Annotated in this window: 9 protein-coding genes; 2 read left to right on the top strand and 7 right to left on the bottom strand. The window is 68.4% G+C overall.

Annotation, left to right across the window (positions count from 1 at the left end):
• The 7 genes from HB724_RS02585 to HB724_RS02555 all read right to left on the bottom strand — a co-directional run.
• Window positions 1–821 (bottom strand): TolC family protein (locus HB724_RS02585; protein WP_213979330.1); only part of this gene is annotated, 821 nt, incomplete at its 3' end.
• A gap of 105 nt (window positions 822–926) precedes the next feature.
• On the bottom strand, window positions 927–4,112 hold the full coding sequence (locus HB724_RS02580; protein ID WP_213979329.1) for a multidrug efflux RND transporter permease subunit: 3,186 nt from the start codon (window positions 4,110–4,112) through the stop codon (window positions 927–929).
• 103 nt (window positions 4,113–4,215) lie between these two features.
• On the bottom strand, window positions 4,216–5,475 hold the full coding sequence (locus HB724_RS02575; protein WP_213979328.1) for an efflux RND transporter periplasmic adaptor subunit: 1,260 nt from the start codon (window positions 5,473–5,475) through the stop codon (window positions 4,216–4,218).
• On the bottom strand, window positions 5,453–5,872 hold the full coding sequence (locus HB724_RS02570) for a hypothetical protein (RefSeq protein ID WP_213979327.1): 420 nt from the start codon (window positions 5,870–5,872) through the stop codon (window positions 5,453–5,455). Before HB724_RS02570 ends, HB724_RS02575 begins: the two co-directional genes overlap by 23 nt.
• A 469-nt stretch (window positions 5,873–6,341) precedes the next feature.
• Window positions 6,342–6,953, bottom strand: coding sequence for a TetR/AcrR family transcriptional regulator (locus HB724_RS02565; protein WP_213979326.1), 612 nt, complete (start codon window positions 6,951–6,953; stop codon window positions 6,342–6,344).
• A gap of 148 nt (window positions 6,954–7,101) precedes the next feature.
• Complete coding sequence (locus HB724_RS02560) at window positions 7,102–7,884, bottom strand: alpha/beta hydrolase (RefSeq protein ID WP_213979325.1); 783 nt, start codon at window positions 7,882–7,884, stop codon at window positions 7,102–7,104.
• Between the two features lie 22 nt (window positions 7,885–7,906).
• Window positions 7,907–8,737: an alpha/beta hydrolase gene (locus tag HB724_RS02555; RefSeq protein WP_213979351.1), complete on the bottom strand. Its 831-nt coding sequence runs from the start codon at window positions 8,735–8,737 to the stop codon at window positions 7,907–7,909.
• A 273-nt stretch (window positions 8,738–9,010) separates the two neighbouring features.
• Here HB724_RS02555 and HB724_RS02550 point away from each other — a divergent pair, with 273 nt between their 5' ends.
• Window positions 9,011–12,058, top strand: coding sequence for a sensor histidine kinase (locus HB724_RS02550; protein ID WP_213979324.1), 3,048 nt, complete (start codon window positions 9,011–9,013; stop codon window positions 12,056–12,058).
• The gene (locus HB724_RS02545; RefSeq protein ID WP_256731271.1) at window positions 12,051–12,701 is read left to right on the top strand and encodes a response regulator transcription factor; all 651 of its coding nucleotides are present in this window, start codon (window positions 12,051–12,053) and stop codon (window positions 12,699–12,701) included. The genes HB724_RS02550 and HB724_RS02545 overlap by 8 nt, the downstream gene beginning before the upstream one ends.
• Window positions 12,702–12,749 lie beyond the last annotated feature (48 nt).

Raw genomic sequence — 12,749 nt, 5'->3', positions numbered from 1 at the left:
AGGGTGGTAGTGGGTTTCGACGTGGGCTCCCCCCAACCTCGGGGGGGCCAGGTGGCCGGGGTGGGGCCGGTGCACGCCCCCAGCCGGAACCAAGCCGCGTCGCGCTCGGCGGCGAGCGCCGGCACCTCCGCCTTGCGGTGGTTGCGCAGCGCGCCGATCCGCGCGGTATCGAGCCGCGTGGCAAGGCCCACCGTGCGGCGGCGCTCGGTCAGGTCGATCGACTTGTCCAGCAGCGCGACGATGCGCTCGGCGACGCCCAGCCGCTCGGCCGACGACACCGCATCGGCATAGGCCTGCGCCGTATCCGCCGCGACGATCACGCGCACCGCATCGGCATCGGCCTGCGCCGCGTTCAGGTCGCCGCGCGCCGCCTCGACGCCGCGGCTCACCCGGCCGAACAGATCGACCTCATAGTTCACGTTCAGCCCGGCATCGACCTGCCAGTCCTCGCGCGCGGCGCCCGCCGGACGCTGGATTTCGGGCAGGCGGCCGTAATTGGCCCCCGCCGATGCGTCCGCCTGGGGCAGCCGATCGGCCTGCGCCCCGCGCAGGCCGGCTCGAGCCCGGGCGATCCGCGCCACCGCCGCGCGCACATCGGTATTGGCGGCGAGCGCATCGGCGACGAGCTTGTCGAGCACCGGATCGTTGTAGAGCCGCCACCAGTCGCCCTGGACCGGCTCGGGCGTCACCGCCGCGCTGGTCGAGAGGAACGATCCGGAGGCCGTCTGCGGATGCGGCGGCGTGACATAGTCCGGCCCCCTGGCGCAGGCGGCGAGCGCCAGCGCCGAGGCGGTTGCGGCGAGAATGCGATAGTTGAACATCTGAATTCCTCCTCCCCGTCATCCCGGCCAGGGCCGGGATCCAGGGTTACAGGCGGTGTCGTTCTTGGCCCTGGGCCCCGGCTTTCGCCGGGACGGCGGCCGCGGTTATTCGGCGGGCTGGAGCTGCACGTTCTGCTCCCCGCCCCCGCTCCCCCGCAGGCGGGAGATGCGATCCCCCAGCGCGCGGCAGACGACGTAGAAGGTCGGCGTGAAGAGCAGGCCGAAGGCGGTCACGCCCATCATCCCGAAGAACACGGCCGTACCCAGCGCCTGGCGGAGTTCGGCACCCGCCCCGGTCGCGATCAGCAGCGGCACGGCGCCGAGGATGAAGGCGAACGAGGTCATCAGGATCGGACGCAGGCGATCCCGCGCGGCACGCACCGCGGCATCCACCGGCGACAGGCCGTCCTGGTCCTCCGCCTGCCTGGCGAATTCGACCACGAGGATCGCGTTCTTGGCAGCCAGCGCGATCAGCACGACCAGGCCGATCTGGGTCAGGACGTTGTTGTCCATCCCCCGCAGGTTCACGCCGGCCATTGCGGCCAACAGGCACATCGGCACGATCAGGATGATCGCCAGCGGCATCGTCAGGCTTTCATACTGCGCCGCCAGCACCAGGAAGACGAACAGCACGGCCAGCGCGAACACCAGCCCGGCAGTGCTGCCGGCGGCCTTTTGCTGATAGGCGATGCCCGTCCACTCGGCGGCATATCCCGCCGGCAGGGTGCTCGCGATCTTCTCCATCGAATCCAGCGACTGGCCCGAGGAATAGCCAGGGGCGGTGTCGCCATCGACTTCGACCGCGGGGAACAGGTTGTAGCGCACCACGCGATACGGACCCGTCTTGTCCTGGAAGGTCGCGACCGAGCCGATCGGCACCATCGCTCCCGAATTGGACCGCGTCTTGAGGTTGGCGATATCGGCTTCGTTCGTGCGGAACGCCGGATCGGCCTGGGCGGTCACGTGATAGGTGCGGCCGAGCAGGTTGAAGTCGTTCACATAGGACGAACCGAGATAGACGCTGAGCGCTTCGAACACGCGCTCCGGCGGCACGCCGAGCAGATCGGACTTGGTCCGGTCGATATCGGCGAAGACGCGCGGCGTCGCGGTGTTGAAGAAGGTGTAGATCTGCTGGAGGCCCTTGGTCTGGTTGGCCTGGCCGATCAGGCCGAACGCCACCTTGCCCAGATCCTCATAGCCGTTGCCGCCGCGATCCTCGATCATCAGGCGATAGCCGCCGGCCGAACCGATGCCCTGGATGAGCGGCGGCGGCACCATCAGCAGCATCGCCTCGTTGATGTCGGCGGTGCGCTTGCGTGCCTCGGCCATGATGCTTTGCAGCGTCACGCCCAGCTTCCTGCGCTCCTCGAAGGATTGCAGCGGCACATAGGCAGCGGCCGAATTGGGCGCGAGCGTCTGCGACGGGCCGTCGAAGCCGGCAAGCATCACCGATCCCTTCACGCCCGGAATGGGAAGCAGCCGCTGCACGACCTTGCGCATCACGTCATCGGTGCGTTCGAGCGACGAGCCCGGCGGCAACTGGATGACGGTGAGGAAATAGCCCTGGTCCTGCGCCGGAATGAAGCCGGTGGGCGTGGCCCAGAGCATGCCGACCGTCGCGGCGATCAGGCCGACATAGGCGACCATCATCCGCTTCGGCCGCATCACCAGCGTGCGGGTGAGGTTGGCATAGCCGGAGCTCATCCGCTCGAAGCCGCGGTTGAAGGCGTCCCCGGCACGGCGCAGCGCGGCGAAGACGGGGTTCGAGGGATGATCCTTGTCATGCGAGCGCAGCAGGATCGCGGCGAGCGCGGGCGAAAGGGTCAGCGACAGGATCAGCGAGATCACCGTCGCGGTCGAGATCGTCACCGCGAACTGCTTGTAGAAGGCGCCCGACAGACCATTGAGGAACAGGGTCGGCAGGAACACCGCGCAGAGCACGAGCACGATCGCGACCAGCGCCGTGGACACTTCGTCCATCGACTTGCGCGCCGCCTCGAGCGGAGACAGGCCGTGCTCCAGGTTGCGCTCGACATTCTCGACGACGACGATCGCGTCGTCGACGACCACGCCGATCGCCAGCACCAGGCCGAACAGCGACAGGTTGTTGAGCGAATAGCCGATCATCGCCAGCACCGCGAAGGTGCCGATCAGCGACACGGGGATCGCGACCACCGGGATGATTGCCGCGCGCCATTTCTGGAGGAAGACGATGATGACGAGGACCACCAGCAGGATGGCTTCGCCCAGCGTGTGATAGACCGCGTCGATCGACTGCGAGATGAACTCGGTCGGGTTGTAGATCACCCGATATTCCAGACCCTTCGGGAAGATCTTGGACATGTCCTCCATCTCGTGCTCGACGGCCTGCGCGGCGGCAAGCGCGTTCGAGCCCGGCCGCTGGAACACGGCGAGGATCACCGTCGGATCGCCCGAGAGATAGGTGTTGGAATTATAGTCGGCGGCGCCCAGCTCGACCCGGCCCACGTCTGACACGCGCACCTGGCGCCCATTGGGATCGGTGCGGATGATGACATCGGCGAACTGCCTGGGATCCTTGAGCCGGCCCTGCGTCTCGATGTTGAGCTGGAAGGCCTGGCCGGTCGTGCCCGATCCGGGCTGGCCGAGCGAACCCGCGGCGACCTGCACGTTCTGCGCGCGCAGCGCCGCGACGATCTCGCCGGCGGTAAGGTTGAGCGCCGCGGCGCGCGCCGGATCGATCCAGATGCGCATCGCATAGTCGCGGCTGCCGAACAGGCGGACGTCGCCCACGCCGTCGATACGCGCAAGGCGATCGCGGACCTGGGTCAGCGCATAGTTCGAGATATAGCCGCGCTCGAGCGACTTGTCGGGCGAGATCAGGTTGACGACCATCAGGAAGTCCGGCGACGTCTTGCGCGTCACCACGCCGGCACGCTGCACATCCTCGGGCAGGCGCGGCACCGCGACCGCCACACGGTTCTGCACCAGAACCTGCGCGGCATCGAGATTGGTGCCCTGCTTGAAGGTCACCGTGATGGTGACCAAACCGTCGCCGGTCGACTGGGACGACATGTACAGCATGTCGTCGACGCCGTTGATCTCCTGCTCGATCGGCGCGGCGACCGTCTCGGCGACCGTCTCGGCGGACGCGCCGGGATAGGCCGCGGTGACGGTGACCGTGGGCGGAACGATATCCGGATATTGCGATATCGGCAGCGTTACATAGGCGATCGCGCCGAGAATCGTGATTACCACGGCAATCACGGCCGCGAAGATCGGGCGCGTGATGAAGAAGCGTGAGAGGCGCATGGCCGTCTCCTCGTTGAAGGGGCTTCGAAAAAAGCCGTCCGCATTGCGAACGGCGGAATACGTTCCTGCCGCCGGGCCTGGGGTTACCCGGCGGCAGGGTCGATCAACGGGCGAAAGTCGCCTCGCCCGTGACCGGAGCCGAAATCGTCGGTGTCTGCGCGGCCGCGACCGGCGCGATCTTGCCGGGCTTGACCTGCACCTTGCTGCCCGGAGGCGCCATCATCGCGCCGGCGAGCACCACCTTGTCCTGCGGCGTCAGGCCGGTGCGGATGATCCGCAGGCCATCCACCACCGGGCCGAGCGTCACCGGCTTGGGCGCCAGCGTGCCGTCGGGGGCGACGGTCATCACCAGCTTGCGCGCCTGATCGGTCGCGATCGCCGAATCGGGCACCATCAGCGCCTGCGCCGTGCCGCCGGCCGAGAGCCGCATGTTGCCGAACATGCCGGGGGTGAGGAACATCCCCGGATTGCTCAGCACCGCACGGCCGCGGATCGTGCCCGAACGCGGGTCCAGCCCGTTGTCGGTGAAGTCGATCTTGCCCTTCCAGCGATAGTCGGTCTCGTCCTGCAGGCGGATCTGGACAGGCGACTCCGTTGCCCCGGCCTCACGCGCGCGCTTGGCCTTGAGGAACAGCGCCTCCGAACCGTCGAAGGTGAAGTAGATCGGATCGAGCGCGTTGATCGTGGTCAGCAGCGTGCCGCCCTGCCCCTCGCCCGCAGCGACCAGATTGCCGGCATCGACCTTGCGGTCCGAGATGCGGCCGGAGATCGGCGCGCGAACCTCGGTGAACTCGACGTCCAGCGCGCGGCTGCGGACCCGGGCCTGGGCCGCGGCGACGGACGCCTGGCCGGCACGGACGCGCGCCTGGAGCCGCTCGACATCGCTCTTCGACACCGCCTCGACCTCCACCAGCCGCTGGGCGCGGCCGAGATCGGACTGGGCGAGCGCGAGATCGCTCTGCGCGCTGGCAAGGCCGGCGCGCGCCTCGGCGAGCGCCGCGGTGAAGGGCCGCTGGTCGATCGTGAAGAGCAGCTGGCCCTTCTGGACGATCGCGCCGTCGGTGAAGTGGATCGCCGTGACCGCGCCCGAGACGCGCGGACGCACCTCGACCGAGCGGCTCGGCTCGAACCGGCCGACATAATCGTCCCATTCGTTGATCTCGCGCACCAGCGGCGACGCGACCGTCACGGTCGGCGGCGGCGGCGCGGCGGCGGCAGGCGTGCCGCGGCTGTTCAGGCCTACGGCGGCTGCGATCACTGCGACGGGCAGCGCGACCAGCGATGCCTTGTGCCAGGTCTTGAGCCGCTTCGTGCCGGGCTGCGCGCCGGCGTCGTCGGACTCAATGCGTGTAACCATGTTCATGTCGTGTCCCCTGATTCAGGGCCGCGCGGCCGCGGCTGATGCTGGCAAGCAGCGTTTCGAGTTGATCGGCGGTGTAACCCGCCTCTTGGAAGGCGCGGATCTCGTGCTGCGGCAGGCGGAAACCCTTGCGCCATGCGAGCACCGAGATGCGCCGGAGCGCTTCGAGCCTGGGATCGGCGAGCCTGGGATTGGGCCGCTCGCCACCGAAGAGAACGCCCAGGGCGATCGCCATCCGGCCCGGTTTCTCGAGCGTCGAGAGCCGGTCGTGCTGCGCGATCGCGACGACTTGCCATTCGAGAGCGGTCAGGCCGGTAGCGGTCCTGGGCTGCACGACGGCCACGTCGCGCGGCATCGGGATCGCAGCGCCCTGCATCTCGGCGAGGTTCAGATAGGCCATGGTTCGTCTCCCTTCGTCGGACCGGCCGGGCAAAGCCCTTCCCTTGCCGTGCGGCCCCTTGGCCGCCGGCTTGCCGGTCTTGCTGTTCCTTGATGCGTCAGGCTCGGCTCACCCTAAATCGTGCGTGCCGGCTTTCCGCCCATACATGCGTATGACCCACCTCACCCGCGGGGCCATCCGGTCCCGCAGCCAGTCATCCGCTCCTGTCGAATTCAGGCGTTCACCGCCCTTGTCGGTTCAGGGCCCAGCCCTGCTTCCTGATTGTGCGAGCTGACGCATCGCCGCTTCCTTTGTCGCCGATCCATCACCCCAGCGGCGGCGGATCATTTCTATACTGACTGGTATAGAACTCGTGCTGCGTTGCGTCAAGGGGCTTTCTATACTGCCCGGTATTTTTTGTCCATATTCTGTTAATGTGCCGGACAAGTTTTTATTGGGCGCCGCTACGGCAAGCACGCCCGGCAGGCGGTCAGCGCGTCGGCCAGACCGTCAGGCTGGTGTTCACCAGCCGCTCCAGATCGGCGCAGGTCGCGCCCGATCCGCCCTGCACGGCGATGCCCTGCATGATCGCGAGGAGATAATTGGCGAGCCCCTCGGGCTCGATATTGTCGGGCAGGTCGCCGTCCGTCTTGGCCCGCTCGAATCGCGCGACCAGCGCGCGCAGCGACGATGCGCGCCGCGCGATCACTTCCTCGCGGATGCATTCTGCCTCGGTCCCGCACGCGACCGAGCTGATGACGCCCAGGCATCCCTTGGGATCCCATTCGTCGGCCTGCACCGCATAGGCGCCGCGCAGCAGCCGCTCGGCCACGCCGCGCGCGGTCGGCGCTTCCAGCGCCTGGGCCATATAATCGAGCTTCTCGCTCTCGTAGAGGTCGAGTGCCTTGCGGAACAGCGCCTCCTTGTTGCCGAACGCGGCATAGAGGCTCGGCCGGGTGATCCCCATCGCCTCGGTAAGATCGGTCAGCGACGCACCCTCATAGCCCTTGCTCCAGAACACGCGCAGCGCGGCCGTCAGCGCCTCGTCCATGTCGAATTCGCGGGGCCTGCCTTTGGTGGGGGAACAGAGTGCGGTTTTCATAATGATCGGTACATAAGATGTCCGCACCAAAAAGTCCAATGCCGTGTGGTGCTTGCGTCTCAAAACGACCAAGCGGGCCGATTTCTCCGCTCCCCCGCGCGCACACGATCGGTCCGGACCGACGATACCGCTGGAATTGCTGGAATATCTACCCGGATCGGCGATGCGCGCGCGCCCAGTCGAGCGCGGCGTCGGCAACTTCCTCCCAGCCGCTCTCGTTGCACAGCCAATGCGAGCGGCCGGGAAATTCGCGAAATTCGGTGCGCGACGGGGCGCGCCGCTGCTTCCTGAAATTGGTGCGGACCATGGCGGCGGGAACGGTGCGGTCCTTCTCCCCCGCGATCAGCAGCAGCGGCGCGCGATCCGGGTTCGCCCAGCGGATCCGGCTGCCGATGCCGAGCAGCGCCTGGAAGAAGATCCGCCCCGGCGCCGGCACGATGAACTTCTGCCACGCATAAGGCTTCTCCGCCTCGGGCAGCGTCTGCGCGAAGCCGGTGGCAAAGCCGCGCAGGCTCATCCGCAGCACCCGGTTCCAGCCGTTCCACGCCGTGAACACCGGCAGCGAGGTCCAGATCGCCAGAGGGCTCGCCGGCACGCCGAAGGGCGCCGCGGGGTCGATCGCGACTCCGGCCGCGCCGAGTCCGCGGTTCAGCAGCATCTGGACGATCAGCCCGCCGAAGGAATGGCCGATCAAGATCGGCGGCTCGGCCATCGCCTCGATCAGCGCGGCATGATGATCGACGATCTGCCCCAGCCCCAGCCGGGCCAGCCGCGGATCCGGGGAGGCGCGCAGCACCTCCACCGGTCCGTCGAGACAGGGCCAGGCCGGCGCCGCCACCGTCACACCCGCCGCTTCGTAGCGTTGCCGGAAGCGGTCCCACGCGCTTGGCGTCAGCCAGGCGCCGTGGATGAGCAGGACGGTGTCGGCCATTCGCTTCCCCTTCCCGTTCGGTTCAGCCCTTGATGAACGCGAGCAGGTCGGGGTTGAGGACGTCCGGATTGGTCGAGAGCATGCCGTGGGGGAAGCCCTCATAGCTCTTGAGCGTGCCGTGCTTCAGCAGCTTCGCCGAAAGCGGCCCGGCATCGGCATAGGGCACGATCTGGTCGTCGGTGCCGTGCGCGACGAGGACCGGCACCTCGATCTTCTTGAGGTCTTCGGTGAAGTCGGTCTCGGAAAACGCCTTGATGCCTTCGTAATGGGCGTTGGCCGCGCCCATCATCCCCTGGCGCCACCAATTGTCGATCAGGCCCTGCGAGATCTTCGCACCCGGCCGGTTGAAGCCATAGAAGGGGCCGGTCGGCAGGTCGATGTAGAATTGCGAGCGATTGGCGGCGAGCGCCGCGCGCAGCCCGTCGAACACCGAGATGTCCAGGCCGCCGGGATTGGCGGGGGTCTTGACCATGATCGGCGGCACCGCGCTCACCAGCACCGCCTTGGCGACGCGGCCCGGCTTGGCGCGGGCGACATAATGCGCGACCTCGCCGCCGCCGGTCGAATGGCCGATATGGATTGCGCCCTTCAGGTCGAGCGCGTCGGTGACGGCGGCGACGTCGGCGGCATAATGGTCCATGTCGTGGCCCGAGCCGACCTGCGACGAGCGTCCATGGCCGCGCCGGTCATGCGCGATCACCCGGTAGCCCTTGGCGAGGAAGAACAGCATCTGGTTGTCCCAGTCGTCCGCGCTGAGCGGCCAGCCATGGTGGAACATGATCGGCGTGGCGGTCTTGGGGCCCCAGTCCTTGTAGAAGATCTCGACGCCGTCGGTGGTCTTTACCGTACCCATGTTTCGTTCTCCTGCGATGGTTCCGGCGAATGCCGGGAAGGCGGTGGGAAGCGTGGCCAGGCCGGCGACGACAGTCGCACCGGCGATGAACTCGCGCCGGCTTGCGCCCTGGGGAGTGACGAAGTCCTGCTCGCGCATTGCTTGTGTCCCCTGTGGTTGTGGAGGCGGTTATCGGCCTGCCGGACGGGAGATGAAATCCCGCGAGCAGGTATTCCAGGCACCCTTTAGGGTTACTGCACTAAACTTTCGGCCATGCTAGAAGGCGTTAGCCGGATGGTTCCGGCTGGATGCTGCGACACTGGGGGATCGGGTTTGCGGCTGGCGCTGGTCATGGCCGGGTTATGGGCGCTGTGCTGCGCGCAGCCCGTGCGCGCGGACACGCCCCACCCCACCCGGTTCACCCATGGCAGCTGGACCAGCAAGGACGGGGTGCCGTCCATGGTCCAGTCGCTCGCGCAGACGCGCGACGGCTATCTGTGGCTCGGCACCGGCGACGGCCTGTACCGCTTCGACGGCGTGACCTTCGAGCATATCGCCCCCGCGCCCGATCACCCGCGCGGCGCGATCCCCGTCAGCGCGGTGCTGGTCACGCGCAAGGGCGAGCTCTGGGCCGGCTATTCCGGATCGGGCGGCGTCGAGGTCTATCGCGGTGGCCGCATGGTGCGCGCCGGCATGCCCGATCCCCCGGGCGAGATCACCCAGCTTGCCGAGGATCTGGACGGAGCGATCTGGGCCGTGGGCGGCCGCGGGCGCAGGGCGCTCAAGCGCTATCGGGCCGGCACCTGGCAAGGGATCGATTCGAGTTGGGGCGTGCCCGACAAGGAATTCGTCGCCAGCGTCCTCGCTGCGCGCGACGGCACGCTGTGGCTCGCCACCAACACGCAGTTGCTGTTCCTGCGCCATGGGGCGAAGCGCTTCGAGGCGACCGGCCTCGGCGTCGCCGAAGGTGCCAGCATGGCCGAGGATCCGCACGGCCATGTCTGGCTGTCGGACCCCAGCGGCACCCGGATGCTGCCCGATTATCCGCGCGGCGCCCGCGTCGCGGCGAACCCGGCCGTCTTCCCGCCCTCGGGCACGATCCGCCGCACGACGATCCTGTTCGATCGCGAAGGGAGCCTGTGGGGCTCCACCTTCACCAGCGGCATCTTCCGCATTCCCGCGCCCGAGGCGGCCGGGCAGCCGACCGGCTTCGGCACCGCCAACGGCCTTTCCTCCAACCAGGCGGTCGCGGTGTTCCAGGATCGCGAGGGCAATATCTGGGTGGGCACCGAGATGGGGCTCGACCAGTTCCGCATCTCCAACGTCTCGCGCGTCGATCCCCCGGCGGCCAGCTCGGCCTTCGGCTATCTGATCGCCGCGGACGACACGGGCACCGTCTATCTCGCCAGCGGCCCGACGCTCTACCGCGCCGATCCCGGCGGCGAGCCCCGGCCGGTGCTGACCGGGCAGGACGAGGCTCAGGCGCTCTGCCGCGGCGGCGACGGCACGATATGGCTCGGGCTTCCCGGCCGCATGATACGCCTGCGCGGAGGCAAGCCGGTCGAGACGCTCGCGCTGCCCGATCGCGCGCTCAGCTTCGGATGCGGCGAGGACAGCAGCGGCCGGCTATGGGTCGCCCGTTTCGACCATGGCCTGCTGATGCGCGATGCGCGGGGCTGGCGGCGCATCCCCCTGCCGCCCGGCGCGCCAGGCCGGCCGCAGGACGTGGTGATCGACGGACAGGGCAACCCCGTCATCATCCTCGATCGCCACGCACTCGTCCGCATCACGGGCAGCATCGCCACTGCCTGGAGCAACGATCGGATCGGCGTCACCGGCATCACCACCGTCCATGGCGGCCCCGACGGGCTGTTCGTCGGCGGCGGACAGGGGCTGGCGCGCTACCGGGACGGCCGCTTCGCCCGGCTCGACATCGCCGATCACCCCTGGCTGCGCGGCGTGCGCGGCATGGTCCAGACGCGCGCGGGCCAGACCTGGATGGTCAACAATCACGGCATCATCCGCATCGCGACCGCCGATCTCGACCGCGCCTTCGCCCATCCCGGCGATCCCATCCCCCACAAGCTGCTCGACGAGCAGGACGGATTCGCCAGTCGCACCCAGCGCTCCGACGGGTTGCAGATGGCGGCGGGTAGCGATGGGCGGCTATGGTTCCTCACCCGCCAGGGCGTGGTCCGCGTCGATCCCAACCATCTCGTGCGCAACGCCGCGCCGCCGCCGGTGAAGATCCGCGCGCTCACGGCGGACCGGCATCGCTATGTCGATCCCGCCTCGCTCACCCTCGGGCGCGGCACGCGGAACCTCTCGATCGAATATACCGCGCTCAGCCTGTCGGTGCCGAGCCGGGTGCGCTTCCGCTACATGCTGGAGGGCGTGGACAAGGACTGGGTCGATCCCGGCACGCGCCGACAGGCATTCTACACCAATCTCGCCCCCGGCACCTATCGCTTCCGGGTGATCGCCGCGAACAATGACGGCGTGTGGAACCACACCGGCGCCACGCTGGAATTCACGATTCGGCCGACCTTCTTCCAGTCCTGGCCCTTTTATGCGCTGTGCGTCGCCGCCGCGCTGCTGGCGACCTGGCTCGTCTATCGCCTGCGCCTCCGGCGGATGGCGGCGCGGATGCGGATGCGGCTGGCCGAGCGGCTCGCCGAGCGCGAGCGCATCGCCCGCGAGCTGCACGACACGCTGCTCCAGGGCGTCCAGGCGCTGGTGCTGCGCTTCCAGCTCGTCGCGGACGACATGCCGCCCGACCAGCCCGCCCGCCGTGCGCTGGAAGAAGCGCTGGACCGCGCCGACGACGTGCTGGCCGAGGGCCGCGACCGCGTGCGCGACCTCCGCATGATCGGCGCGCCCGACGATATCGAGCACATGATCCTCGACATCGCCCGCAAGCAGGCGTTCGATTCCGCCACCCGCATCCATGTCTCCACCGAAGGCCAGTCGCGCCCGCTCGATCCGCTCGTCTGCGACGAGGTCGCGCGGATCGCCAACGAGGCGCTGTTCAACATCTGGCGCCATGCCCATGCCCGCACCGTGGAAGTCGTCATCGGCTTCCGCACCACCGCCTTCACCGTGCGCTTCCGCGACGATGGCGTCGGCATGGCCCTCGACATCGTCCGCTGCGGCGAGAAGCCCGGCCATTTCGGCCTGACCGGCATGCGCGAACGCGCGCGCAAGCTCGGCGCGGAGTTCGGCATAGACAGCGGCCCCGGCAAGGGCACCGAGATCGTCCTGATCGTCCCCGCCGGGATCGCCTACACATCGATCAGGAAGGGCCGGAAGATGGCCGTGACCGCAGGAGACGGCGATGATTGAGCAGGCAATGGCGGCCCCCGCCGCCCCCGCGATCCGCGTGCTGGTGGTCGACGATCACCCGATGCTGCGCGAGGGGCTGGTCGCGGTGATCGAGCGCCAGCCCGACATGGTATTGGCCGGCGAGGCGCGCGACGGCGCCGAGGCGGTGGCGCGCCACCGCGAGCTGGGCCCCGATGTCACGCTGATGGACATCCAGATGCCCGGCATGAACGGGATCGAGGCGATCGAGACGATCCGCCGAGAGCAGTCCGACGCCGCGATCGTCGTCCTCACCACCTATCCCGGCGACACCCAGGCGCTGCGAGCGCTTCGCGCCGGCGCGAGCGGATATCTGCTAAAGAGTTGCATTCGCAAAGATCTGCTCGATACGATCCGCTCGGCCTATGCCGGCCGCCGCGCCATCGCCCCGGAAATCGCGCAGGAGATCGCCCTGCACGCGCTGGAGGATCGCCTCACCGAACGCGAGCTCGGCATCCTGCGCCTGGTGGCGGAGGGACATCCCAACAAGCAGATCGCCTGGCAGCTATCGCTCTCCACCGACACGGTGAAGGCGCACCTCAAGAGCATCTTCGCCAAGCTCGACGTGGCCGATCGCACCCACGCCGTGATCGTCGCGGCGCGGCGGGGGTTTATCGAGATCTAGGCTGCCGCAAGACCAGCCCCTTTCAAGCATCGGGCGCTGTCGGTATCG

The organism is Sphingomonas sp. dw_22, from assembly GCF_018449795.1.
Taxonomy (GTDB): domain Bacteria; phylum Pseudomonadota; class Alphaproteobacteria; order Sphingomonadales; family Sphingomonadaceae; genus Sphingomonas.
This window is presented reverse-complemented; position numbering and strand designations above follow the sequence as displayed.

Excerpts from the sequence above, each read along its gene's own strand:
- HB724_RS02580 (WP_213979329.1), bottom strand. The coding sequence starts at position 4,112 with ATGCGCCTCTCACGCTTCTTCATCACGCGCCCGATCTTCGCGGCCGTG.
- HB724_RS02575 (WP_213979328.1), bottom strand. The coding sequence starts at position 5,475 with ATGAACATGGTTACACGCATTGAGTCCGACGACGCCGGCGCGCAGCCC.
- HB724_RS02570 (WP_213979327.1), bottom strand. The coding sequence starts at position 5,872 with ATGGCCTATCTGAACCTCGCCGAGATGCAGGGCGCTGCGATCCCGATG.
- HB724_RS02565 (WP_213979326.1), bottom strand. The coding sequence starts at position 6,953 with ATGAAAACCGCACTCTGTTCCCCCACCAAAGGCAGGCCCCGCGAATTC.
- HB724_RS02560 (WP_213979325.1), bottom strand. The coding sequence starts at position 7,884 with ATGGCCGACACCGTCCTGCTCATCCACGGCGCCTGGCTGACGCCAAGC.
- HB724_RS02555 (WP_213979351.1), bottom strand. The coding sequence starts at position 8,737 with ATGGGTACGGTAAAGACCACCGACGGCGTCGAGATCTTCTACAAGGAC.
- HB724_RS02550 (WP_213979324.1), top strand. The coding sequence starts at position 9,011 with ATGGTTCCGGCTGGATGCTGCGACACTGGGGGATCGGGTTTGCGGCTG.
- HB724_RS02545 (WP_256731271.1), top strand. The coding sequence starts at position 12,051 with ATGATTGAGCAGGCAATGGCGGCCCCCGCCGCCCCCGCGATCCGCGTG.